The organism is Pseudosporangium ferrugineum, from assembly GCF_003002065.1.
GTDB classification, from domain to species: Bacteria; Actinomycetota; Actinomycetes; order Mycobacteriales; family Micromonosporaceae; genus Actinoplanes; species Actinoplanes ferrugineus_A.
On record NZ_PVZG01000001.1, the window covers coordinates 89,841 to 114,229 of the forward strand.

Genomic DNA, 24,389 nt, shown 5'->3' on the forward strand with positions numbered 1-24,389 from the left:
GGTCCCGGGCTCAGTCCCGGCCGGGCGGCACCGGCTCCACGCGCCAGATGTCGCGGCAGTAGTCCTGGACCGTGCGGTCGGAGGAGAAGAACCCGCTGCGCGCGACGTTGCGGATCGACCGGCGGGTCCATTCCTCCTGGTCCCGCCAGGCCTCGGCGACCCGGTCCTGGCAGTCGACGTACGCCCGGAAGTCGGCCAGCGTCAGGTACTCGTCGCGGGTCAGCAGCTCGCCCACCAGCAGGTCCGCGCCCTCGCACGCGAACGGCCCGCCGACCACCGCGTCGATCGCGGCACGCAGCTCCTCGTCCAGCTCGTAGTACGTCCGCGGGTTGTACGGCCCGGCCCGCAGCGCCGCCGCCTCGGTCGCGTCCATGCCGAAGAGGAAGAAGTTGTCCGCGCCGACCCGGTCGCGGATCTCGACGTTCGCGCCGTCCAGCGTGCCGATGGTCAGCGCGCCGTTGAGCGCGAGCTTCATGTTGCTGGTGCCGGAGGCCTCCTTGCCGGCCAGCGAGATCTGCTCGGACAGGTCCGCGGCCGGGATGATCAGCTCCGCCCGGGTCACGTTGTAGTCCGGCAGGAAAGCCACCTTCAGGTACGGCGCGACGTCCGGGTCCGCGTTGACCACCTCGGCGACGGTGTTGGCGAGCAGCATGACGCGCTTGGCGGCGTGGTAGCCCGGCGCCGCCTTGCCGCCGAACACGACCGAGCGGCGCACGACGCCGGTCAGGTCGCCGCGCTTGATCCGGTGGTACAGCACGATGACGTGCAGCACCCGCAGCAGCTGCCGCTTGTACTCGTGGAACCGCTTGATCATCACGTCGCAGAGGGCGTCCGGGTCGAGGCTCACGCCGGCCTCGCTCAGCGCGTGCGCGGCCAGGTCCTGCCGGTTGCGCCGCTTCACCGCCCGCCACCGGGCCCGGAAGTCCGGGTCGCCGGCCGCGGCCTCGAGCTCGGCGAGCCGGTCGAGGTCGCGCAGCCAGTCGGTGCCGCCGAGCCGGGCGCTGATCAGCCGGGTCAGGCCCGGGTTGGCGACCAGCAGGAAGCGCCGGGGCGAGATGCCGTTGGTGACGTTGTGGAACTGCCGGGGCATCATCTCGGCGAAGGCGCGCAGGGTGGTCTCGGTCAGCAGGCGCGAGTGCAGGGCGGCGACCCCGTTGACCGCGAAGCTGCCCACGACGGCCAGGTGCGCCATCCGGACCCGCTGTTCCCCGCCCTCCTCGATGATCGACAGCCGGCGCAGGCGGTCCGCATCGCCCGGGTACAGGGCCGCGACCTCCTGCAGGAACACGTGGTTGATCAGGTAGATGATCTCCAGGTGCCGGGGCAGGAGCCGCCGCAGCAGCCCGACCGGCCAGGTCTCCAGGGCCTCCGGCAACAGCGTGTGACACGTGTACGCGAACACCCGCCGGGTGATCGACCAGGCCTGCTCCCACGCCAGGCCCTCCTCGTCCACCAGGATCCGCATCAGCTCCGGGATCGCGATGACCGGGTGCGTGTCGTTGAGCTGGATCACCACCTTGTCGGCGAACGCATCCCAGCCGTCGTTGCGCAGCCGGTAGCGCCGGATGATGTCCCGCAGCGAGCACGCGACGAGGAAGTACTGCTGCTTGAGCCGCAGCTCCCGGCCCAGCTCCGTGCTGTCGTCCGGGTACAGGACCGCGCTGATCGTGCCGGAGCGGACCATGGCCTCCACCGCCTCGCCGTAGCGGCCGGCGCCGAACTGGGACAGGTCGAACGATTCCGGGGCGGACCGGGCGCGCCACAGCCGGATGATGTTCACGGTCCCGGTGCCGTACCCGGGAACCAGCATGTGGCTCGGCTCGCCGAGGACGGTCTCGCCGGGCGTCCAGACGGCCCGGTTGCCGCCGGCCGGCTCGGTGCTGCCGTAGAAGCCGATGTGCTGCTGGTCGTCGGGCGCCCGGAACTCCCACGGGTTGCCGTAGTACGCCCAGTCGTCGGGCCGCTCGGCCTGCGCGCCCCCGCGGAACTCCTGCTTGAAGATGCCGAAGTCGTAGCGGATCCCGTAGCCCACGGCCGGGATGTCGCTGGTGGCGAGCGCGTCCAGCAGGCACGCCGCCAGCCGGCCCAGGCCGCCGTTGCCCAGCCCCGGCTCGACGTCGAGCGCCGCGACCTCGGCCGGGTCGACGCCGAGCGCCTCCAGCGCGGAGCGGGCGACGTCGGCCGTGCCCGAGTACAGCAGGTTCTGCCCGAGCTGGCGGCCGAGCATGTACTCCGCCGACAGGTAGTAGACGAAGCGGGGATTCGCCTCGTAGTGCGCCTTCGTGGTGCGGATGTAGCGGTCGATCAGGTGGTCCCGTACGGTCAGCGCCAGCGCCTGGTAGAGGTCCTGCGCGCTGGCCGACTCGACGGTGGTGCCCCGGGCCCGGGCCAGGTTGCCGAGCAGCTCGAACTCGATCTCCGTGGGCGTGGCACGGACGTGGCTGACTTGGGTCACGGAAATGAGGCCTCTCCCCCGCGGATACTCCGGTTCCCCCCAGTATCTGCGGCGGCGGGTACGCGCGGCGCGACTTGCAGATGAAACCTGTGTTACCGCGCGACCGGCGGGACGGGTGGGACGACGAGCACCGGGCGGTGCGCGTGGTGCAGGGCGGCCATCGCGACCGAGCCGAGCAGGATCTCCGCGACCGCCGAGCGGCCCCGGGAGCCGACGACCACGGCGGCGGCCTTGCGGGTGCGGGCGTACGCGCACAACGCACTCGCCACCGCCCGCCCCGAGCGCGGCAGCAGCCCCTCGGCGCGCAGCACGGTCACCGCGCGGCCGCTGACCTCGGGCCCGTACCCGGCGCCGTCCTCCACCGTGACCGGCTCGACGTCGCGGCCCGGGAACACCCGGCCGGCGGCGATCAGCGCGGCACGGGCGCCGGGTGAGCCGTCCCAGCCGGCCACCAGCGGGCCGGCGGCCAGCGCGGCGTGCTCGGCGGCCAGCAACGGGTGCGGCACGACCAGCACCGGCAGGCGGGAGTAGTGCACGACCATGTCGGAGACGCTGCCCAGCACGGCCCGGGTGCCGCCGAGGCCGCGCGAGCCCACGACCACCACCTGGGCGTCGAGCTTCTCCGCGAGCTGGGCGAACTGGACGCCGTCGCCGCCGTACGAGCGCTCGACGATCGGGTCCGCGCTCCAGCCGGCGGCGCGGGCCAGGGTGACCCCGATCCCGGCGACCCGCTCGGCCTCCCGGGCGCCCTCGCGCTCGACCTCCTCGACGTAGCGGTCGATGCCGGCGGTCCCGGTCCACAGGCGCCGGCGCAGGCTCTCGCTGGCGAAGGGCGGGGTCCACAGGTGCACGACGGCGGCGTGGGCGCCGGGGAAGAGCCGGGCCGCGGCGTCGATCGCCGCGGTCGCCGCGGGCGAGCCGTCGAAGCCGATGATCACACGAGCTGCGGGTCCAGATCCGGTCATGTCCCCAGCCTCGCTCCCGGCACCGCGGCCCGGCCAGGGACCTCCGGCCGTACCGGTACGGCCGGAGGTCCCCGTGGCTCACGCGAAGACCGGCGCCCGGTCGGGCAGGTAGGCCTCGGCGCGGGCGCGCAGGCCCAGCAGCATCCGCCGTTCCATGATCAGGCTGCCGGGCTCCATCACGAGCCGGCCGGTGAGCCGCCGGGCGAGCGAGGCGTCCGGCCCGGCGATGAGGTTGCGGCTGACCAGGCGGGTGCCGCCCCAGCGCTGGGCCAGGTGGAAGCCCCACACCCAGCGCCGGTCCTCCGAGCGGAAGACCAGGGTGCGCTCCGGCTCGCAGACCTCCACCCGCATGCCCGGGCCGTCCGGCCCGAGCGGCAGGACGTCACCCACGGCGAGGTGCTGGAACTGCGGGAGGATCTCGTACGCGCTGTGCATGTCGAGCCCGAACAGGTTCTCGATCCAGTCGTACGTGTACGCGCCCCCGCGCCCGCTGCCCATCTGCACCAGCCACGGCCACACGTGCGCGGGCGGCGAGTCGATCGTGACCGCCCGCGTGGAACGCAGTCCCGCGTCCGGCAGCAGCCCGTCGCCGGGCAGCACGGCGTCCACCTCGTCCGGCGTGGCACCCCAGTTCAGGTACCAGCGGCGCACCGGCGGGGAGTACGCGACGGCGACCGCCGCCAGGCCGCCGACCACGGTCAGGGTTCTCATCGGGTCATCACCACTTTCAGGGCTCCGGACTGCTCGGGGGTCTCGAAGACGTCGTACGCTCGCATGATGTCCGCCAGAGCGAAGCGGTGCCGGACCATGTCGCCCACGCCGAGCTTCCCGGCGGCCACCATGGCCAGCAGCCGCGGTGTCGACGACGTGTCGACCAGGCCGGTGGTGATGGTGACGTTGCGGATCCACAGGTCCTCGAGGTGCAGCGTGGCCGGCGCGCCGTGGACGCCGACGTTGGCGACGTGGCCGCCGGGCCGGACCAGCCGGGTGCACAGCTCGAACGTCTCCGGCAGGCCGACCGCCTCGATGACGACGTCCGCGCCGAGGCCGCCGGTCACCGCGCGCACCGCGTCGGCGGCGAGCCGGTCGGGCAGCAGGGTGATGTCGGCGCCGAACTCGCGGGCCGCGGTGAGCCGGCTCTCCGCCTTGTCGACCGCGACGATGTGCGCCGGCGAGAACAGCTGTGCCGTGCGGATCGCCGCCAGCCCGATGGGTCCGGCGCCCACCACGACGACCGTGTCGCCGGGGCTGACCCTGCCGTTGCGCACGCCGACCTCGTACGAGGTCGGCAGGATGTCCGCGAGCAGCACCGCGGTCTCGTCGGGGACCCCGGCCGGGAGCTTGTGAGTGGACAGGCCGGCGAACGGGATCCGGGCGTACTCCGCCTGCACCCCGTCGGTGGTGTGGCCCAGGATCCAGCCGCCGCCGCCCAGGCACTGCCCGTAGCTGCCCTCGCGGCAGAACCGGCAGGTGCCGCACGCCGAGATGCACGAGGCCAGTACCCGGTCGCCGGCGGCCAGGCCGCGGACCGCGTCGCCGGTCTCCACCACGGTGCCGACCGCCTCGTGGCCCAGCACCCGGCCGGGCTCCACCGCGGGCACGTCACCCCGCAGGATGTGCAGGTCCGTGCCGCAGATGGTGACGGCGTCCACGCGGATGACCGCATCCGTCGCTTCCATGATCTTCGGGTCCGGGACCTCGGTCCACGACCGCTTGCCCGGTCCGCCGTACACGAGCGCCTTCATGACGCCTCCTCCAGCGTGCCTGTACCGCCGACGCTGCCGCCCGCCCGCCCGGGCGGGCAGGGCCGCAGGTCCCGCCGGCACCGGGACACAGGACACCCGTGACCTCGCGAGGGGACGTCCGGCCCTACAGGGCGGGACCGCCGCGGCGGTACCAACGAGGAGACGGAAACTCTTCAGAGAGCGGGGCGGGAGAATGCCTGCGTACGTGTACGACTTCGTCGACGGCGACAAGGACATGAAGGACCTGCTCGGCGGCAAGGGTGCCAACCTCGCCGAGATGACCCGGATGGGTCTGCCCGTGCCGCCCGGGTTCACCATCTCCACCGAGGCCTGCCGGGCGTACCTGCGTACCGGCGACTTCCCGGCCGGGCTGTCCGAGGAGGTGGACCAGCACCTCACCCGGATCGAGGGCGCCACCGGCAAGCGGCTCGGCGACCCCGCCGACCCGCTGCTGCTGTCCGTCCGCTCCGGCGGCAAGTTCTCCATGCCCGGCATGATGGAGACGATCCTCGACATCGGGCTGACCGACGTCAGCGTGCTGGGGCTGGCGGTGCAGAGCGGCGACGACCGGTTCGCGTGGGACTCCTACCGGCGGCTGATCCAGATGTTCGGCCGTACGGTGTGCGACGTGCCCGGCGAGCTGTTCGAGGCGGAGCTGACGCTGGCCCGCCGGGACGCGAAGGTCGCCACGGACGCGGAGCTCGACACCGGGCATCTGCAGGATCTCGTGGAGGCGTACAAGAAGGTCTTCCACGTCCACACCGGACGCGACTTCCCGCAGTCCCCGCACGAGCAGCTGTTCCTGGCGATCCGGTCGGTCTTCTCGTCGTGGAACGCCGACCGCGCGGTGCTGTACCGCCGGCAGGAACGCATCCCGCACGACCTCGGCACGGCCGTCAACGTCATGGCGATGGTGTTCGGCAACCGCGGCCCCGACTCGGGCACCGGTGTGGCCTTCACCCGCGACCCGGCCACCGGCCTGCCCGGCGTGTACGGCGACTACCTGCAGAACGCGCAGGGCGAGGACGTCGTCGCCGGCATCCGCAACACCGTCGGCCTGGCGGAGCTGGAGAAGCTGGACCCGGCGAGCTTCACCGAGCTGACCGCCATCATGGCCCGGCTGGAGGAGCACTACCGCGACCTGTGCGACATCGAGTTCACCATCGAGCGCGGCAAGCTGTGGATGCTGCAGACCCGGGTCGGCAAGCGTACGGCCGCGGCCGCCTTCGTCATCGCCGCGCAGCTGATCGAGGAAGGCCTGATCACGCCGGACGAGGCGCTGCAGCGGGTCACCGGCGAGCAGCTCGCCAAGCTGATGTTCCCCGCCTTCGACCGCGATGCCGCGCCCGCGCCGCTGACCACGGGCGTCGCCGCCTCCCCCGGCGCGGCCGTCGGCGCGATCGTCTTCGACTCGGCCCACGCCGCGGCGGCGGACGGCCCGGTCATCCTGGTCCGCCGCGAGACCAACCCGGACGACCTGCCCGGCATGATCGCCGCCCAGGGCATCCTGACCAGCCGCGGCGGCAAGACGTCGCACGCGGCGGTCGTCGCACGCGGCATGGGCAAGACCTGCGTGTGCGGCGCCGAGCAGCTGGCCATCGACCCGGAGGCCGGCACGGTCACCGTGAACGGCACCGTGCTGCACGCCGGCGACGTCATCTCGCTCGACGGCAGCACCGGCAAGGTCTACCCGGGCGCGGTCCCGGTGCGGCCCTCGCCCGTGGTGCGCTACTTCGAGGGCGATCTGGCCGCCGGCGCGGACCCGCTGGTCGCGGCCGTGGACCGGCTGATGGCGCACGCCGACGCGACCCGCCGGCTGGGCGTGCACGCGAACGCCGACACCGCCGCCGACGCCGCGCGGGCCCGCCGCTTCGGCGCCACCGGCGTCGGGCTGTGCCGCACCGAGCACCAGTTCCTCGGCGAGCGCCGGGAGCTGGTCGAGCGGCTGATCCTGGCCGAGGACGAGACCGGGCGCGACGCCGCGCTGGCCGCGCTGCTGCCCCTGCAACGCGCCGACTTCACCGCGTTGTTCGAGGCCATGGACGGGATGCCGGTCACCGTACGGCTCATCGACCCGCCGCTGCACGAGTTCCTGCCCCCGCTGGAGGACCTCACCGCGCGGGTGGCCCGGGCCGAGGCGCTGGGCACCGATCCCGGCCGCGACGGCGAACTGCTGACCGCGGTGCGGCGCATGCACGAGGCGAACCCGATGCTCGGGCTGCGCGGCGTACGGCTGGGCCTGGTCGTGCCCGGGCTCTTCGCGATGCAGGTCCGCGCGGTCGCCGAGGCGGCGGCCCAGCGGGTGGCCGCCGGCGGCGACCCCCGCCCGGAGATCATGGTCCCGCTGGTCGCGACGGTCCAGGAGCTCGAGACGGTACGCCTGGAGGCCGAGTCGGTGCTGCACGCGGTGCCGGGCGCTCCCCCGATCCGGATCGGCACGATGATCGAGGTGCCGCGGGCGGCGCTGACCGCCGGCGAGATCGCCCACGCCGCCGAGTTCTTCTCCTTCGGCACCAACGACCTCACGCAGATGACCTGGGGCTTCTCCCGCGACGACGTCGAGGGCGCGTTCTTCGGACGCTACCTGGAGCTGGGCATCTTCGCGGCGTCGCCGTTCGAGACGATCGACGCGGGCGGGGTCGGCGAGCTGGTGCGTACGGCCGTCGAGCGCGGACGGGCGGCCCGGCCGGACCTGACCGTGGGCGTCTGCGGCGAGCACGGCGGGGATCCGGCGTCGGTCCGCTACTTCCACGCGGCCGGCCTCGACTACGTCTCCTGCTCGCCGTTCCGGGTGCCGGTCGCCCGGCTCGAGGCCGGGCGCGCGGCCTGCGCCGGCGCCGCCACCTCGGACTCCCGGTAGGAGCGGACGATGCTGACCACGGCGGAACGGCCGGCGACCCTCCCGCAGGTCGTTCCGGTGCGGTGCGGCGAACGGACCATCGGCGCGTTCGTCGTACGGCCGGACGGGGTGCGCTACCGCCCGGTGGTCGACGTCACCCGGCTCGGCATGGCGGCCCTGGGCACCGTGGCGGTGTCCGTGGCCGCCCTCGGGACCGCGGCCGCGCTGCGCCGCCGGCCGATGATCGGCTCGGTGACGATGGGCCCGGGCGGCTGGGTGAGCCTGCGGCGCACCGGCGCGCCACCGTTGCGCTCGGCCGGGCCGCGCCCCTGGTGGGCGCGGCTCCTGGGCGCCCGCGCCCTCGAGGTGCGGTGACCGTCACGTGGCGGGCAGGTGGACGTCCACCTCGAGCCCGCCGCCGCTGAGCGGCCGGGCACCCGCCCGGCCGCCGTGCGAGACGGCCACCGCCCGCACGATCGACAGTCCCAGCCCCGCGCCGCCGGTGTGCGCGGTCCGGCCGGCGCCGCGGTGGAACGGCTCGAACAGCCGCTCGGTGTCCCGCTCGCCGACCACCGGGCCGGTGTTGCTGACGGTGAGGTGGCCGCCGGACCGCAGCCGCACCAGCACCTCGCCGCCGGGCACGTTGTACCGCACGGCATTGTCGACGAGGTTGCGCACGAGCTGGGCGAGCAGCACCGGGTCACCCTCGACCGTGCACGGCTCGGCGGCGTCCACCAGCACCTTGGGCCCGTCGGCCGGGCACGCCCCGGACACCTCCCGGACGACGTCGGTCACCACGCCGTCGAGGGAGACCGGTTCGTGCCCCCGGCCGCCCTGTTCGCCGCGGGCGAGGGTGAGCAGGCCGTTGATCAGGGCGATGCAGCGGTCGTTGTTGCGCAGCAGCTCGTCGCGGACCCGGCGGACCCGCTCCGGGTCGGTGGTGGCGAGCCCGACCTGCAGCGTGGTGCGGGCCACGGCCAGCGGCGTCCGCAGCTCGTGGGAGGCGTTGGCGATGAACCGCGCCTGGGTGCTGAACGCGTCGCCGAGCCGCGACAGCAGGTCGTCGAGGGTGTCCGAGAGCTCCTTGAGCTCGTCGGCGGGGCCGTCCACGGCGATCCGCTCGTGCAGGTTGTCGGTGGAGATCCGGCGCGCCTGCGAGGTGATCACGTGCACCCGGTTCAGCACGCGCCCGGTGAACCACCAGGCCAGGACGCCGACGATGAGGGTCATCACCGCCAGGGCGACGATCCACTGGGTGAGGATCGTGCCGATCGCGTCGTTGCGCCGGATGGAGATCGCGTCCAGCAGCCGCGTGGCGGACGGCGTCGCCGCGGCCGGCGACGTGGGACCGCCCACGCCCCGCAGGTCGGCGGCGTCCAGGGTGGTCACCCGCGCGATCACGATCCGGTTCTGCAGGTAGACCATCGTGACGACCAGCGCGCCGGCGACGAGGAACACGCCGGTGTGCAGCAGCGTGAACCGCCAGCGCAGGGTGAGCCGGCTCAGCACGGCAGGCCCGCCATCCGGTAACCGGCGCCGGGCAGGGTCTCGATGACCCACGGTTCGCCCAGCTTCGCGCGCAGCCGGTGCATGGTCATCCGTACGGCGTTGGTGAACGGGTCGGCGTGCTCGTCCCAGACGCCCCGCAGCAGCTCCTCGGCGCTGACCACCGCGCCGTTCGCGGTCATCAGCGCGGCGAGCACCCCGAGCTCCTTGTTGGACAGGACCACCGGCCGGCCGTCGCGGGACGCCTGGCGCTGCGACCAGTCGAGGGCGACGTCGCCGTAGCGCAGCACCGGCGGCACGGCCGGCTGCGAACGCCGGCCGAGCGCGTCCAGCCGGGCGACCAGCTCCTCGAAGTCGAACGGCTTGCCGAGGTAGTCGTCGGCGCCCAGCCGCAGCCCGGTGACCCGCTCGCCGACCTCGGCCATCGCGGTGAGCATCAGCACCCGGGTACGCCCGCCGGCGGCGATGAGCTGCCGGCACACCTCGTCGCCCGGCGTGCCGGGCAGGTCCCGGTCCAGCACGACCAGGTCGTACGTGTCGCTCGTCAGCATGTCCAGGGCCGTCGTGCCGTCGTGGGCGACGTCGACCGACATCGCCCGGCCCCGCAGCCCCTCGGCGAGGTACCGGGCCAGGGTCCGTTCATCCTCCACCACCAGCACACGCATGGCGTCGAAGGTAGCGCCGCCGCCGTTTCACCGGCATAACACCGGCACCGCCGCCGCGGGTGAAACGCCCGTGAAACACCGGCCTGCGTAGAACTTGCGGTCGCCGGACGGCGTCCGCCGCCCGGCGACCTGAACGTCAGGAGTGCACCATGCGGCGATGGATAGCGGCGGCGACGCTGGGACTGGCTCTGGCCGGGGGCGTCCTGTCCGGGTGCGGCGAATCCGCACGGCCGGAGCAGGTGGCCGGTGCCGGGGGAACCGCGCCGGCCGGGGCCCCGGAGAGCGCACCGCCCGGCGCCGGCGACCCGGCCAAGTTCACGAAGTGCCTGCGCGAGCAGGGTCTCGACGTGAAGGACCCGGCCCCCGGCTCGGGCGAGATCACACTGCCGGATCCGGGTCCCGCGGTCGAGGCGGCCCTGGACAAGTGCAAGCAGTACGACTCCGGCACGCGCGGCAGCACCGGCTTCGACCCGAACGACCCGAAGCAGCAGGAGCGCAACCGCCAGTTCGCCAAGTGCATGCGCGACGAGGGCATCGACTGGGCGGACCCGGTGCCGGGCAAGCCGCTGGAGATGACCAAGCCGTCGCCGCAGATGCTGGCCGCGATGGAGACCTGCTCGCAGAAGTTCCCGATGGAGGGCGGCCGGTGAGGACCCGCACCAGGGCCTGGACGGCGGTGGCGGCGACCGTCTCCGCCGGGGTCGCCGCCGGCGTCGTGCTGGTCACCGGCCAGGGCCACGGCGACGGGCCGGCCGCACCCGCCGCCCAGGAGCCGACCGTGCCGGTGACCAGGACCGATCTCGTGCAGACCCAGCAGGTCGACGGCACCCTCGGCTACGCCGGCACCGCGTCGGTGTCCGCCCTCAGGAGCGGCACCGTCACCTGGCTGCCGCAGGCCGGCGACACCATCGGCCGCGGCGAGCACGTCTACGACGTCGACAACGAGCCGGTCACCCTGTTCTACGGCCGGCGCCCGTTCTGGCGCGAGCTGCACGCCGGCGTCCCGGCCGGCCCGGACGTGCGGATCCTCGAGCAGAACCTGCGCAAGCTCGGGTACGCCGACGGCCTGACCGTCGACACCACCTACACCGACGCGACCGCCGCGGCCGTCCGCAAATGGCAGAAGGCGCACCACCGCGAGCGCACCGGCCGGGTGGCCCTGGGCGACGTCGTCGTGCTGCCCGGCGCCATCCGGGTGTCCGCGGTCAGCGCCGAGACCGGGACCCGCGCGGGCGGGAAGATCCTCACCGCGACCGGCACCAGGAAGCAGGTCACCGTCGACCTGCCCGCGGCGAGGTCCGCGCTGGCGGTCAAGGGCAGCAGGGTGACGGTGGGGCTGCCCGACGGCCGGACCGCCCGCGGGCGGATCACCGCGGTCGGCACCACCGCCACGGCACCGCCCGGCAAGGACGGCCAGGACGGCACGCCGACCCTGCCGGTCACCGTCGCCCTCGACGACCCGGCCGCCACCGGCGCGCTGGACGGCGCCCCGGTCACCGTCGACTTCCGCGGCGCGGTCCACAAGGGGGTGCTCGCCGTGCCGGTCGACGCGCTGCTCGCGCTCGGCGAGGGCGGCTTCGGGGTCCAGGTCGTCGGCGGCGACGGCGTCAAGCGGATCGTCGCGGTCACCCTCGGCGCCTTCGCCAACGGCAAGGTCGAGATCCGCGGCGACGGCCTGGCCGCCGGGACGAGGGTGACGGTTCCGGCGACATGAGCGAGGCGGTGATCGACCTGGACCGGGTCACGAAGGAGTATCCCGGCGGGGTGCACGCGCTGCGGGAGGTCTCGCTGCGGATCAGGCCGGACGAGCTGACCGCGATCGTCGGGCCGTCCGGGTCGGGCAAGTCCACCCTGCTGCAGCTGATGGGCACCCTGGACCGGCCCACCCGGGGCACCGTGCGGATCCTCGGTCACGACGTCGCCCGGCTCGGCGACCGGCAGCTGTCGGCCGTACGGGCGAGCTGGATCGGCTTCGTCTTCCAGCAGTTCCACCTCACGGCGCACCTGACGGCCGCGCAGAACGTCGCCGACGGCCTGTTCTACCACGGCCTGCCCCGCAGGCGGCGGCTGCGCGAGGCGGCGGCGGCGCTGGACCGCGTCGGCCTGGCGCACCGGGCCGGGCACCGCCCGCAGGAGCTGTCCGGGGGTGAGCGCCAGCGCGTCGCGATCGCCCGGGCGCTGGTCAGCAGGCCGGCCATCGTGCTCGCGGACGAGCCGACCGGCGCGCTCGACTCGCGCTCCGGCGACACCGTCATCGCGCTGCTGCACGAGCTGCACGCCGGGGGGACCGCGATCACCGTGATCACCCACGACCACGGCATCGCCCGCTCGTTCGACCGGCGGGTGGAGATCCTCGACGGCGAGATCCACGCTGACAACCGGCGGGCGGTGAGCGCCGCATGACCGGGCCTGTCACCCTCCCGCCGCTGCCCCGCACGGCGCGTCTGCGGACGGCCGACGTGGTCGGGGCGGGGCTGCTCGGGCTGCGCGGAAGACCGCTGCGCGCCGTGCTCTCCGCGCTGGGCATCGCCATCGGCATCGCCGCCATGGTGGCCGTGCTCGGCATCGGCGCCGCGAGTCAGGCCCGGCTGCTGGACCGGATCGCCGCCCTCGGCACCAACCTGCTGACGGTGGCGCCCGGGCAGAACCTGTTCGGCGAGAACGTGCCGCTGCCCGACCGGTCCGTCGACATGGTCAAGCGGATCGGCCCGGTCCGGTCGGCCACCGCGACCGGGGGCGTTCCCGGCGCGACGGTGCGGCGCACCGACCGGGTGGACCCGCGCGAGAGCAAGGGGATCCAGGTCGTGGCCGCCCGCCTCGACCTGCTCGGCACCCTCGGCGGCCGGCCGGTCGCCGGCACCTGGCTCAACGACGCCACCGCGCGCTACCCGGCCGTGGTGCTCGGCGCGTCCGCGGCACGGCTGCTCGGCATCGACGGGCCGGGGCGGCAGGTGTTCATCGCCGGGCAGTGGTTCGCCGTCACCGGCATCCTCGCCCCGCTCGAGCTGGCGCCGGAGATCGACATGTCGGCCCTGGTCGGCTGGGAGACCGCCCGGGAGCGCCTCGGCTTCGACGGGCATCCGACCCGGCTCTACTCGCGCTCGGTCACCGAATCCGTCGGGGCCGTCCGCGAGGTGCTCGCGCGTACGGTCAACCCGCAGGACCCGGGCGCCGTCACCGTGAGCCGCCCGTCGGACGCGCTCACCGCGCAGCTGGCCGCGAAGAACACCTTCAGCGGCCTGCTGATCGGGCTGGGCGCAGTGTCGCTGCTGGTCGGCGGCGTCGGCGTGGCGAACACGATGATCATCTCGGTGCTCGAGCGCCGGCGGGAGATCGGCCTGCGCCGCGCCCTCGGCGCCCGCCGCCGCCAGATCCTGCTGCAGTTCCTCACCGAGGCGGTGGCGCTGTCCGCCCTCGGCGGGATCGCCGGGGCGGCGCTGGGACTCGCCGCCACAGTCGGCTACGCCCGCTACCAGGGCTGGCCGCTGGTGCTGCCGGCCACCGGGATCGCCGCCGGAGTCGTCTCGTCCGTGGTGATCGGGGCGGTGGCCGGCCTCTATCCGGCCCTCAGGGCGGGCCGGCTGCCGCCCACCGAGGCCCTGAGGGGCTGACGCCTACGCGGTCGGCTCGTCCGTCGGCTCGACGGTGGGCTCGTCCGTCGGGTCGCCGGTCGGGTCGTCCGTGGGCTCGTCCGTCGGCTCGACGGTCGGGTCGTCCGTGGGCTCCGTGGTCGGCGGGACGGACGGGCTCGGGGTCACGGACGGGCTCGGCGTGGGCTTGACGACCTTCCTGCCGGTCGCGCGCACCACGTCGGCGGTGTACACGGTGCCGGTACGGCGCCCGATCAGCTCGATCCGGAAGCCGGCGCCCAGCGCGGCCACGGTCGCCTTACGGCCGTTGACCCGCACGGAGGCCTTGGCCGGGACGACCACGGTGACGGTGCGCTTCCGGACGTCCTTGGTGCCGCCCTTGACTGCCACCGTGACGGTGCCGGCCGCGACGTCGACCGCGGTGACCTTGCCGGAGGCGGCGAACCGGACCGGCTTCGGGGCCTTGGTGGTCTTGCTGGGCCGGGGGGTGGGCTTCTGGGTCGGCTTGTGCCCGGCCTTGGCCGCGGCGGCCCCCGGCGACGGCGGCTGCGCGAAGGCGACGGCGGCGGTCGAGACGGCGGGGACCACGATGCCCGCCGCCAGCAGGGCGGCGACGGCGGAACGGCGCATACGCATCAGGACGAACTCCTCGTATCGGGGGAGGTCCACGTTCCGGGCCGACGGTTGCGGAACGGTTGCCGGCGGCGGTGCGCCCGGGTAGCGGGCGGCGTCAGGCGCGCAGCGGCAGCCGTACGGTGAAGGTCGTCCCCCGGTCCAGCTTCGATTCGACGCCGACCGTGCCGCCGTGCTCGGTGACGATCGTGCGCACGATGGCCAGCCCGAGGCCGGTGCCCTGCACGGCCCGGTCCATCGCGTTGGCGCCCCGGTGGAACGGCGTGAACAGCCCCGGCAGGTCCGCCTCCGGGATCCCGATGCCGGTGTCGCTCACCGCCACCACGGCCGCGTCGTCGTCGGCGTGCACCCGGCAGGTCACGTGGCCGCCCGTACCCGTGAACTTGACCGCGTTGTCGAGCAGGTTGCGCAGGACCCGTTCGAGCCGGCGGGCGTCGCCGACCACCTCGGCCGGATGCAGCTCGCCGGTCAGCCCGACGCCCCGCGCCCCCGCCTCCGGCGCCACCTCCGCCTGCACCGACCGGGCCAGGGTGGCCAGGTCGACCGGCCCCTGGCCGGCCCCGGGACGGTGCGTGCCGTCGAGCACCATCAGGTCCGCGATCGTGTCCTGGAGGCGGTGCGCGTTGCGCTGGATCGCGGTCAGGCCGCGGCGCTGGATCGCCGTCAGGTCGCCGCCGTCGCCCTCGGTCAGCATCTCCGTGTAGCCGAGGATGCTGGTCAGCGGCGTGCGCAGTTCGTGGGTGACGGTGGCGACGAACGCGTCCTTGCGCTCGTCGAGCACCCGCATCTCGGTGATGAGCCGCTCCTGGCGGTGGCGCAGGCGGTGCTGGCCGACGGAGTGCTCGATCTCGCGGGCGACGGTGGCCAGCAGGCGCCGGTCGTCGCCGGTCCACTCCCGGCCGTCGCGGGGCAGGACGCAGAGCAGCCCCGGCGGGCAGTCCGCGTCCCCGCCGAGCGGCACGGCCAGCGCGCCCGCGGTCCCGGTCAGGGCCAGGACGGTGCCCGGCTCGCCGCCGAGGATCTCCGCCACCACCGCCGGGGGCAGGGGCGCGGCGTCCTCGGGCCAGCTCCCGCCGAGGGTCGTGCCGGGTTCGGTGCAGACGCGTCCGTGCACCGCTTCGGCGCCGAGGGCCTCGCCGAGCAGGCGTACCACCCGGTGGATCCCGGCCGGGCCGGCGCGCAGCTCGACCCCGGCGGCCTGGCGCAGCTCCGTGCGTACCAGCCGGGCCCGGTCCGCGGCGAGCAGCCGTTCGGTCTCGGCGGCGAGCCGGTTCAGCGTCCCGATGACGGCGCGCATCTCCGCCGGCCCCGACGGTACGGCCCGGGCGGAGAGGTCCCCGCCGGCGAGCCGGTCCAGCGTGACCCGGATGTGCTCCAGCGGGGCGAGCAGGAACCGGCGGCCCCAGGCGCCGAGCGCGATCGCCACGCCCAGCAGCACGGCGCCGAGACCGGCGAAGGCCGCCTGGGCCAGTCCGGCCTGGCGGCGGGCGGTGGCCGCGTACGCCTCCTGCTGCGCCCCGATCGCGTCGTCCACGGCGGCGTTGGCGCCCCTCAGCCGGTCGAACAGCTCCTTGCCGCGGGCCGTGCCGGGATCCGCCCCGCCGGCCAGGACGGGCGTCGCGTACGCGGTCAGCCACTCCCGGGCCGCGGACCGCTCCTGCGCCAGCAGGTCCCGTACGCCCGGGTCCGCGGTGTTCGCCTCGGCCTCGTCGAACGCCGCCAGGGCGCGCACCCGGCCCTGGTCGTACGGATCGAGGAAGGCCCGCCGGCCGGTGAGCTGGAAGCCGCGGACACCGGTCTCCGCATCGGTCAGGTGCTGGAGCACGGCGATGTTGGCGTCGCGGGCGCGTTCCAGCCGCTCGGTCCGGGCGGCGTGCTGCACGCGCAGCCGGTCGTCGACCACGATCTGGGTCACGACCACCGCGACGAAGAGCGTCACCAGGATCAGGAAGCCGGCGTTGACGCGGCGCCTCATGCCCATGTCAGGCTCCACCGCCCGGCACGGCGGCGTCCTCCAGCAGCGACCGGATCAGGTCCCGCATCCGGGCCACCGCCCGGATCGCGGCGGTGATCCACTTGCCCGCCTGCTCGTCCAGGACGTCGCCGTACTCGTCGGCGATCAGCTCGAGGTAGCCGTTGACCACCGCGAGCGGGGCGGCCAGATCGTGGCTGACCACCCCGGCGAACTGCTCCAGATCGGCGTTCGAGCGCTTCAGCTCCGCGATGGTGGCGGCGAGGTCGGCGTGTGCCCGTTCCAGGGCCCGGCGCTGCGCCCGGTCGGCGGTCACGTCGGTCATCGCGACGACCGCGCCGAGCCGGGTGCCGTCCGGGGCGGTGAGCGCGCGCCCGTTCGCCACCACCTGCCGGGGCTCCGCGCCGACCGGCCTGATGATCATCTCGGCGTCCCGGACGGCGCCGCCGTGCAGGGCGCGCAGCAGCGGCACCTCGCCGGCCGGGAGCGGGGTGGTGCCGTCCGGCCGGAACAGCCGGTAGCGGGCCGCCAGGTCGCCCGGGTCGACGGCGGGGTCGGCGTCCAGGCCGTGCCACTCCCGGCCGGCGCCGTTGAAGAGGCTGAGGTGCCCGGTGGCGTCCGCCGCCACCACCGCCACGTCGATCGTCTCCAGGACCGCGTCGGTGAACTGCCGCCGCTCCTCCGCCTCGGCCAGCAGCCGGGCGTTCTCCCGCGCCTGGCGGCGCCGCTCGAACAGCGCGAGGATCACCCGGGCGAGGTCGCACAGGCGGGCGATCTGCCCGTCGTCGAGCCGTCGCGGCACGGAGTCGAAGACGCACAGGGTGCCGAGTGCGTGGCCCTGGGGCGTGACCAGCGGCGCGGAGGCGTAGAAGCGCACGTCGGCGAGGAGCCCGGTGACCCAGGGGTTCGCCGCGTAGACCGGGTCGCGGCTGGCGTCGGGGACGTGGACGAACTCGCCGGACTCGAACCGTACGGCGCACATCGAGTCGGCCCGGTCCGAGTCGCCGCCCTCGAAGCCGGTGGTGGTGAGCTGGCACTGCCGGTGCTCGTCGATCAGGTTCAGCGTGGCGGTGGGCACTCCGGCCACCGTCGCGGCCACCCGGACGACCGCCTCGAGCTCGTCGTCGGCGGGCGCGTCGAGCAGGCGGTACTCGTGCAGCGCGGCGAGACGTGCGCGTTCGTCTCCGCTCACCGGTGGTGGCCCCTCCCTCGCGCGTACCCGACGTGAGGTATTTCGGCACCTGAAGGACCGATCTGAACGGGGCCTGCGCGCACGCGCCGTGCACAGACCTGAGAGCTTCCTGAAAGTTGTTACCTATCCGTAACCTGCCTCCCTTGTGTACGTGTGGTGACGATCACAAGGATGCACGTCGACCGATGTGTCCGGTACGGAGGCATCTCCGGGATGCGGACCCCCCAACCCGTCACGGTGCGTAGTCAATGGAGTTTCGGTGACGTTACCGGCCGGTAGCCGCGCCCCTTGTACCGGCCACCCGGTGGAGGCAACATTTCCCGCACGTTAAGACGGCCGCATCGACGGGTCTCATTTCCGCTGCGTGCCGCGGGGCGGTGCGGCCGGGCCGTTCCCCATTACGTACGAGGAGGATCCGTGAAGGATGCGCAAGGCGATCCGGCATACGGTCGCACCAACTGGCGCCGTTTCGCCGTAGCGGCGGTGGTGCCCGCCGCGGCAGCCGGTGCCTTGGTCTTCGGAATGGCCAACGGGGCGTTCGCCGCCTCGTTCGCCGTCTCCGGCCAGACGTTCAAGATCTCGGCCGACAAGCTCGACGGCACCGGGTTCGCCCAGTACGGCAGCTTCGTCGAGAAGAAGGACGGGACGAAGATCCCGGTCGCCATGTCCGGGATCACGTCGGCGAAGCTGTACAACCTGTGCCAGTCGGTGAAGACTCCTGGCCTGCCCATCAGCCTCACCATCCGGGCCGGGCGGGACGACGCCAAGCCGGCGGCGGCCACCAACCTGCTGATCGGTGTCAGCGAGCTCAGCGGCGACGCCGAGTTCACCGACATCAACATCGGTCAGGACGCCTCCACCCTGGGCCTGGGCGGCAAGGACGCGAAGGGCGCGGAGGGCATGTTCGGCCAGGAGGCCAAGCACGTCACCATCACCGGCCTGCGCCAGACCGCCGTCTCCACCACGGCGGGAACGTTCACGCTCAACGGGCTCAACCTGAAGGTCAACTTCGACCCGAGCGGCGGCAAGCCGGCGGAGTGCTACTGACGCACCATCCGAGGCCCGCGGAGTGCACCATCCGCGGGCCTCACCTATGCCGGGGGCCCAGCACCACCTGACTGGAGGAGTACGTGGCAACACCAAGTACGTCGACCGGCGGCGGGTTCCGCCACTGGCGGCGCACCCGGCCGTTCTGGGGCGGGCTCCTGCTCCTCATCGCCGGGCTGGAGCTGTTCCTCAGCGCCAACCTGACGCTCGGCGACCTGCAGGTCCACTTCGGGCCGGAGGGCTTCCTCTCCTACCTGCTGCCCCTGCTGCTCCTGCTCTGCGGCGTCCTCACCTGGGTGACGCCCGGCCAGCGGCTCTTCTACGGCATCCTCGGCCTGCTCACCGCGGTCTACTCGCTGATCGGCCTGAACTTCGGCGGCTTCGGCCTCGGCATGGTGCTCGGCATCTTCGGCGGCGCGCTGGTGCTCGCCTGGTCCCCGGCCCGGCCCGCGCCGGCCGCCCCAGCTCCGGCCCCGCCCTCCACCGGGGCCGAGGAGCCGGCGGAGCTTCCCTACGGCGCCCCGCCGGACTCCGACGTCACCGCCACCCGGTCCCTGGCAGGCCCTTCGCCGGACGACACGGCGGTGCTGCGCTCCGGCATCGTGCCCGGATTCGGGTCGCATGCGGACGATCAAGGCCCCGGCCCGGGCCCCGGGCCGGGCTCGGGCGCCGGGGCCGGTGGGTCCGGGGCCGGTGGGTCCGGGGCCGGTGGGTCCGGGGCCGGTGGGTCCGGGGCCGGTGGGCCTCGTCCCGCCGGGCCTGGGGCGTCGGGATCCGGGCCGGCCGAGCCGCCCTCGCCGCCGGCCGGTGGGGTGCACCGCAAGGCGCTGGTCATCACGCTGGTGCCGCTGGTGCTGAGCGCCGCGCTGGTCACCGCCGGCCGCACGCCCGCCCGCGCCGAGGAGCAGTGCCCCGAAGGCCTGCCGTCGCGCCCGGCCGCCGCCGCCAAGAGGGAGATCGCCCGCCAGTCGTCGGCCTCGGCCTCCGCCGCCGCGGCCAGGACCAAGGCCCGCACCCGTACCTCGCCGCCCGCGGCCCGCAAGAGCGCCCCTCCGTCCTCGCCGTCCTCGCCGTCCTCACCGGGCAAGAGCTCGCCGGCGAAGACGGACGAGGCCGAGGAGGGCGACGGGAAATCCGGCAACCCCATCGTCGACGGCCTGAACGGCCTGGTCGACGGCGTCGGTGACCTGCTCGGCATCGGCGACGACGAGACGCCGAGCGCCTCCCCGAGCGCCACCCCGCCGGAATCGCCCGGCCCTGCCCCGTCCGTGCCCGCCACGACCGCGCCCGGCTCCGGCCCGCAGGACGGCCCGACCGGCAAGCCGGAGCCCGGCGACAGCGGCACGCCCGGAACCGCGACCCCGTCGGGCCCGGCGTCCCCGTCCGCGACGCCGAGCCTGGACGACATCCCGTGCCTCGGCCCCCGGGTCTTCAAGGAGGCGGGCCCGGACGACGTACCCACCGTGTCCCTCAAGGGCGGCACCCTCGAGGGCAAGAAGCTGACGATGTACAACTCCACCTACGACGGCGTGATCGACCTGCCGACCGCGACCGGCACCCTGAAGGCGCTCAAGTTCAGCATGACCAAGTCGGTGACGGAGCCCTTCAAGCTGACCATCCCGGAGAAGAACGGCCACCGGACGATCATCGACAGCAACGCCCTCACCACCGAGGGCAACGTCCGCTTCTACACCCCGAAGTTCAAGGGCAAGCTGTTCGGGCTGATCCCCGTGACCTTCACCCCGGAACAGCCGCCGCCGCTCACCCTGAAGAAGCTGTGGTTCACCGACGTGTCGATCCAGCTGGCGTTCGTCCGCTGCGACAAGCTCACCGCAGACCCGCTCAAGGTGACCGAGAAGGCCTGATCCCGGCCGCAGTGAGCCCGCCGCCGGCCCGGCTCGCTGCGGGTCAGGGGGTGCGGCGTTCGCGCCATCCGCGGACGACCGCGTCCGGGTCCAGCGGCGGGAGCAGCACCGGCGGGCCGTCGAGCAGCCCTGCCCGCGCCTTGCGCAACTGCTCGTTGAGCGCCGCCACGTAGGCGCGCACATCGGCCTCCGACGTCCGCCGGTCGACCATCTCCCGCAGATCCTCGGCCTCCCGCCGCAGCGCGAGCGTGGGCGGCAGCGCCCCGGCGGTCGCACCCTCACGCCGCAGCCAGTCCTTGACCCACCAGTCCTCGTCGTACTCCCGGCCGTGGTCGCTGAGCGGCTTCCCGGCGCCCGGCAGGTCGTCGAACTGCCCCTGCTCCTGTGCCTCACGGATCTTGCGGTCGATGTGCGACTCATACCAGCTCGCCATGCACCCCAGTCTAGGTCGGCGCCCCGCACCCGCCAGATCGCCGTCGTCAACGGGCTCCCCGCGCATGCACCCGGCGGCGCACCCCCGCGACACGTTTCCTGCGGCACGCTCCCCGGCGGCGGCGCGCGGGGGCGCGCGGCGGGGCGCGGGGCGCGGCGGGGGTATCGGGCGGCGTCGGACGAAAGGGCGGCGTCGGACGAGAGGGCGTCGACGTCGGCGTAGGTGGGGACGTTCTCCGGTGTCGGCTCCCCCGCCGCCACGGCCGCGGCGGTCGTCAGGGCCGCGCCGAGCGCCGCCCGGAACAGCAGGGAGCCCATGCTCACCCGGGCCACCCCCAGGGCGGCGAGCTGCGGGACCGTCACCCCCGGTGCCGCCAGCACGTTGAGCGGCACCCCGACCGTTCCCGCCACCGTACGCACGGCCGCCGCGTCCCGCAGTCCCGGCACGAACACCCCGTCCGCGCCCGCGGCCACGTACGTCTCCAGCCGCGCCAGCGTCACGTGCAGCGGCGGCGGGGTGGCGGTGAGCCAGTGCGTGTCCGTACGCGCGTTCACGAACAGGTCCGGGACCGTGGCCTTGACCGCGGCGATCAGCTCGGCCTGCACCGCGGCCGGCGCCAGGGTCCCGCCGGGACGCCCGTCCTCCAGGTTGATGCCCGCCACCCCGGCCTCGGCCAGTTCGGCGGCGAGATCGGCGACCCCGTCCGGCCCCTCGCCGAAGCCGCCCTCGACGTCCACGGTGAGCGGCACCGGCAGCCGGGCCAGCCGCCGGGCCAGGGCGAGCGTCTCCGCCCGGGTCCGGCCGAACCCGTCCGGCAGCCCGTGGGTGGCGGCGACGCCGAGGCTGGTGGTGCCCACCGCGGCGAAACCGGCGGCGGCCAGGGCCAGCCCGGAGGCCACGTCCCAGGCATTCGGCAATACCAGCGGATCGCCCGGCCGGTGCAGGGCGCGAAAATCGGCCATGCCGTCACCGTACGGCCGGAAAGGCTCGGTGCCTACCAGCGGTTGGGTGACCCGGATCGGCACCGGCCGCACGGTCAGGGTCATCCCGGCAGGGGAATCGGGGGCTGACCGGGTTGCCGGACCCGGACCCGGCCTGGGCACCCTGACCACGCCACGCCGCCGGACGGGCACGCCACGCAGGGCGAATGCGCCACGCAGGGCGAATGCGCCACGGAAGGCGAATGCGCCACGGAAGGCGAATGCGCCACGGAAGGCGAATGCGCCGCGCAGGGCCGGTCGTCCCGGGCCGTCCGACTCTGCCGGGCGGGGGCGCGGGGCGCCAGGCTGGGGGTGCGGCCCGGTCCGCGGCACGGAGGTCACCGGCGGGCCGCCGAGCGAGGTGATCGCGATGGCACACCGTATCCGGGTGGTTCTGGCCCTGGTTCTGGGCACCGTCCTCGGTGGAGCCGCCGTCCTGGCGGGTGCCGGCCCGTCCGCCGGGGTACCCGCGGGCGCCGCCGACCATGTTCTGCGGGTCACGGGCGCGGGGCCGTACCGTATCGGGGTTGCGCTGTCCCGGCTCACCGAGGCCGGGCTGGTCGACGCGGTCGCCACCGATCCGGACCGGCCCGGGACCGCGAGCGCCGTGTCCACCGGCGACTGGGCCGGCCAGCTGCTGCTCACCTTCCACCGGGGCGCGCTCATGGTGGTCGAGACGGCGACCGGCGACGTCCGTACGGCGGCGGGCGCGCGGGTCGGCATGTCGTTCGACGAGGTCGCGGCCCGGTACGGCAAGGCCGGGCGGTTCGTCACGCTGCCCGGGGGCGGCCGGGGATATCTGGTGCCTGCCGGCCGGTTGGCGCTGCTCTTCGGTGACCACCCGATCCGCCCCGGCGTCGGGTCGATCCAGGCCGGGCCCACCTGCCTGCTCCTCGGCGCGTCGAGCACGGGCGAGATGCCCCGTGCCGGGACACCGGCCGGGATGCCCGGCGCCGGGACGCCGGGCGACATGCCCCGTGCCGGGACACCGGCCGGGATGCCCGGCGCCGGGGCAGCGGGCGAGATGCCGCACGCCGGGTTCATGGGCGGAAGGTCCGGCTCGATGATGGGCGGCTGAAGCGCACGCCACCCCGGACCGCGCGGGCCCGTCACCGGACCCGCGCGGACGCGTCTCCCGGTCCGCGCCCCGCGTTACCCACAAATTCTATCGGTGCGATAGGATGGTGACCCACGTCGACCAGGGAGCGCGGCATGATTTCGCTGACTGAACGGGCCGCCGAGCTGCTTGTGGCCGACACCGCGTTCGCGCCCTCGCGGCCCGGGTTCGTCGGGGTCGCCGTCGACCTGCTGCTGGCCCATCCGGGTCTGCCGGGGCCGTTCACCGGGTCGCTGGTGGCCGAGCGCCCGCGGCTGCGGCACGGCTTCCTCACCGCCCGTTCGGCGCGGGTGGCCGTGGTCAGCGGGCCGCCGTCGCCGGGCATCGACGTCGCGATCGCCCGCATGGCCGAGGATCTGCCGCTGCCCCTGCCGTTGCTGGGCGGGCAGGGTGTCACCGTGCTGGAGGAGGCGTCCGACGATGTCGATCCGGCAGTGGCGGGCCCGTCGCCGGCGTGGGGCACCGCCGGCGTACGGGTGGCGCTGGAGGCGGGGCTCGACGAGGACGGCCTGCTCGGGCTGCGCCGGCGGTGGGCGCTGGCGCACGCCCTCGCGCCCGTGCTCGCCGCCGCGTTCGCCAACTCGCCGCTGCGGCGGGGACGTCCCACCGGCTGGCGCAGCAACCGTCAGGCGCTGCGGCGGCTGCGGCCCTGCACGGCGGACCCGCGCGCCGACTGGACCGCCCTCGTGATGGACGCGCAGGTCGCCGCGACCGGGCGCACGCTGCGGCAGTGGACCCGCTCCGGGCCGGCCGTCCGGCCGGGGATCGCCGACCTGACCCGGCATCTGCGCGGCGTACGGCCACCGGTCGCGGCCCGCCGGCACCTCGAGATCGACGTCGCGGACCGGCAGCCGGGCGCGGGCTGGCGGATCCCGGTGGCGGTCACGGCCGCGCTCCTGGACGACCCGCGCGCGGCGGTGCAGGCGCTCACCGCCACCGAGCCGCTGCGGACGATCCCGGGCCTGTGGGAGCGCGCCGCCCGCGACGGCCTGAGCGATCCGCACCTGGCCGCCGCCGCGAAGCTGTGCTTCCTCGCCGCGTACGAGAGCCTGGCCCGGCAGGGGGTGTCGCGCGACCTGCGGGACGCGGTCGCGGCCTTCGTCGAGCGCTACGTCATGCGCGGCCGCTGCCCGGCCGACGACGTGCTGGAGCGCGCCACCGCCCCGCACCGCCTGTGACCGGCGCGGTCAGCGCGCGGCGGCAGCTCCGGCCTCCCGGTGATCGCCGCCGGAGCGCATCCCCCGGAAGAAGTCACCGGGTGCCGGATCGTCGTCCCCCGTCCCGAGCGCGAAGTACTCGTCGCCGCTGATCTCCCCGCGGAGATAGCGCTGGGTGTCCTCGCGGAAGATCTCCTTCCGGACGGGACTGCTCGGGACCTTCTGCAT

General features: G+C 74.5%; 21 protein-coding genes and 1 pseudogene. 10 read left to right on the forward strand and 12 right to left on the reverse strand.

What is annotated here, in order from left to right; genetic code table 11:
- Positions 1–10: 10 nt before the first annotated feature.
- The 4 genes from CLV70_RS00435 to CLV70_RS00450 all read right to left on the reverse strand — a co-directional run bounded on the left by CLV70_RS00435 (position 11) and on the right by CLV70_RS00450 (position 5,165).
- A complete protein-coding gene (locus CLV70_RS00435; protein ID WP_245907936.1) occupies positions 11–2,455 on the reverse strand; it encodes a glycogen/starch/alpha-glucan phosphorylase in 2,445 nt (814 codons plus the stop codon).
- A gap of 92 nt (positions 2,456–2,547) precedes the next feature.
- A complete protein-coding gene (locus CLV70_RS00440) occupies positions 2,548–3,420 on the reverse strand; it encodes a universal stress protein (protein WP_106124301.1) in 873 nt (290 codons plus the stop codon).
- Between the two features lie 78 nt (positions 3,421–3,498).
- Positions 3,499–4,131 (reverse strand): hypothetical protein, encoded by a 633-nt coding sequence (locus CLV70_RS00445; protein WP_106124302.1) that lies wholly within the window; start codon positions 4,129–4,131, stop codon positions 3,499–3,501.
- Positions 4,128–5,165 (reverse strand): zinc-dependent alcohol dehydrogenase family protein, encoded by a 1,038-nt coding sequence (locus CLV70_RS00450; protein ID WP_106124303.1) that lies wholly within the window; start codon positions 5,163–5,165, stop codon positions 4,128–4,130. Before CLV70_RS00450 ends, CLV70_RS00445 begins: the two co-directional genes overlap by 4 nt.
- Positions 5,166–5,358: 193 nt before the next feature.
- Here CLV70_RS00450 and ppdK point away from each other — a divergent pair, with 193 nt between their 5' ends.
- Complete coding sequence (ppdK, locus tag CLV70_RS00455) at positions 5,359–8,025, forward strand: pyruvate, phosphate dikinase (protein ID WP_106124304.1); 2,667 nt, start codon at positions 5,359–5,361, stop codon at positions 8,023–8,025.
- Between the two features lie 9 nt (positions 8,026–8,034).
- Positions 8,035–8,379, forward strand: a complete 345-nt coding sequence (locus CLV70_RS00460; RefSeq protein ID WP_106124305.1) for a hypothetical protein — start codon at positions 8,035–8,037, stop codon at positions 8,377–8,379.
- Positions 8,380–8,382: 3 nt separating this feature from the next.
- Here CLV70_RS00460 and CLV70_RS00465 read toward each other — a convergent pair whose 3' ends face one another.
- A complete protein-coding gene (locus tag CLV70_RS00465) occupies positions 8,383–9,513 on the reverse strand; it encodes a sensor histidine kinase (RefSeq protein ID WP_211303590.1) in 1,131 nt (376 codons plus the stop codon).
- Positions 9,507–10,175 (reverse strand): response regulator transcription factor, encoded by a 669-nt coding sequence (locus CLV70_RS00470; RefSeq protein WP_106124306.1) that lies wholly within the window; start codon positions 10,173–10,175, stop codon positions 9,507–9,509. Before CLV70_RS00470 ends, CLV70_RS00465 begins: the two co-directional genes overlap by 7 nt.
- Before the next feature lie 149 nt (positions 10,176–10,324).
- Between CLV70_RS00470 and CLV70_RS39520 the strand changes: the two genes are divergently transcribed.
- From CLV70_RS39520 to CLV70_RS00485, 4 genes are read left to right on the forward strand one after another with little or no spacing between them, the layout of a single operon-like run.
- Positions 10,325–10,825: a hypothetical protein gene (locus CLV70_RS39520; protein ID WP_158277666.1), complete on the forward strand. Its 501-nt coding sequence runs from the start codon at positions 10,325–10,327 to the stop codon at positions 10,823–10,825.
- Positions 10,822–11,889 (forward strand): peptidoglycan-binding protein, encoded by a 1,068-nt coding sequence (locus CLV70_RS00475; RefSeq protein WP_158277667.1) that lies wholly within the window; start codon positions 10,822–10,824, stop codon positions 11,887–11,889. Before CLV70_RS39520 ends, CLV70_RS00475 begins: the two co-directional genes overlap by 4 nt.
- Positions 11,886–12,578 carry an ABC transporter ATP-binding protein gene (locus CLV70_RS00480; RefSeq protein ID WP_106124308.1) on the forward strand — a complete coding sequence of 231 codons (693 nt, stop codon included), beginning with the start codon at positions 11,886–11,888 and terminating at the stop codon, positions 12,576–12,578. The genes CLV70_RS00475 and CLV70_RS00480 overlap by 4 nt, the downstream gene beginning before the upstream one ends.
- Positions 12,575–13,786, forward strand: a complete 1,212-nt coding sequence (locus tag CLV70_RS00485; protein ID WP_106124309.1) for an ABC transporter permease — start codon at positions 12,575–12,577, stop codon at positions 13,784–13,786. Before CLV70_RS00480 ends, CLV70_RS00485 begins: the two co-directional genes overlap by 4 nt.
- A 3-nt stretch (positions 13,787–13,789) precedes the next feature.
- Here the strand turns inward: CLV70_RS00485 and CLV70_RS41635 are convergent, their stop codons facing one another.
- The 3 genes from CLV70_RS41635 to CLV70_RS00500 all read right to left on the reverse strand — a co-directional run bounded on the left by CLV70_RS41635 (position 13,790) and on the right by CLV70_RS00500 (position 17,562).
- A complete protein-coding gene (locus tag CLV70_RS41635) occupies positions 13,790–14,401 on the reverse strand; it encodes a PT domain-containing protein (protein ID WP_146163909.1) in 612 nt (203 codons plus the stop codon).
- A 94-nt stretch (positions 14,402–14,495) separates the two neighbouring features.
- Positions 14,496–16,379, reverse strand: coding sequence for an ATP-binding protein (locus CLV70_RS00495; protein WP_106124311.1), 1,884 nt, complete (start codon positions 16,377–16,379; stop codon positions 14,496–14,498).
- A 1-nt stretch (position 16,380) separates the two neighbouring features.
- Entirely contained in the window at positions 16,381–17,562 is a 1,182-nt protein-coding gene (locus CLV70_RS00500; protein WP_106124312.1) for a histidine kinase dimerization/phospho-acceptor domain-containing protein, read from the reverse strand.
- A gap of 417 nt (positions 17,563–17,979) precedes the next feature.
- On the opposite strand from CLV70_RS00500, the gene CLV70_RS00505 reads away from it, so the two are divergent.
- Both CLV70_RS00505 and CLV70_RS40255 read left to right on the forward strand, forming a co-directional pair.
- Positions 17,980–18,609 (forward strand): DUF6230 family protein, encoded by a 630-nt coding sequence (locus CLV70_RS00505; RefSeq protein WP_106124313.1) that lies wholly within the window; start codon positions 17,980–17,982, stop codon positions 18,607–18,609.
- Positions 18,610–18,692: 83 nt separating this feature from the next.
- Positions 18,693–20,474 carry a DUF6114 domain-containing protein gene (locus CLV70_RS40255; protein WP_211303591.1) on the forward strand — a complete coding sequence of 594 codons (1,782 nt, stop codon included), beginning with the start codon at positions 18,693–18,695 and terminating at the stop codon, positions 20,472–20,474.
- 43 nt (positions 20,475–20,517) lie between these two features.
- On the opposite strand, the gene CLV70_RS00515 is transcribed toward CLV70_RS40255, so the two are convergent.
- Both CLV70_RS00515 and CLV70_RS00520 read right to left on the reverse strand, forming a co-directional pair.
- Positions 20,518–20,907 carry a DnaJ family domain-containing protein gene (locus CLV70_RS00515; protein ID WP_106124314.1) on the reverse strand — a complete coding sequence of 130 codons (390 nt, stop codon included), beginning with the start codon at positions 20,905–20,907 and terminating at the stop codon, positions 20,518–20,520.
- A gap of 269 nt (positions 20,908–21,176) precedes the next feature.
- Positions 21,177–21,953, reverse strand: a pseudogene (locus CLV70_RS00520) (isocitrate lyase/PEP mutase family protein); the annotation flags it as partial.
- A gap of 304 nt (positions 21,954–22,257) precedes the next feature.
- Between CLV70_RS00520 and CLV70_RS00525 the strand changes: the two are divergent.
- A complete protein-coding gene (locus CLV70_RS00525) occupies positions 22,258–22,965 on the forward strand; it encodes a hypothetical protein (RefSeq protein WP_146163910.1) in 708 nt (235 codons plus the stop codon).
- 134 nt (positions 22,966–23,099) lie between these two features.
- Positions 23,100–24,182, forward strand: a complete 1,083-nt coding sequence (locus tag CLV70_RS00530) for a glutamate-cysteine ligase family protein (RefSeq protein ID WP_106124316.1) — start codon at positions 23,100–23,102, stop codon at positions 24,180–24,182.
- Positions 24,183–24,191: 9 nt separating this feature from the next.
- Here the strand turns inward: CLV70_RS00530 and CLV70_RS00535 are convergent, their stop codons facing one another.
- The gene (locus tag CLV70_RS00535; RefSeq protein ID WP_106124317.1) at positions 24,192–24,389 is read right to left on the reverse strand and encodes a hypothetical protein; all 198 of its coding nucleotides are present in this window, start codon (positions 24,387–24,389) and stop codon (positions 24,192–24,194) included.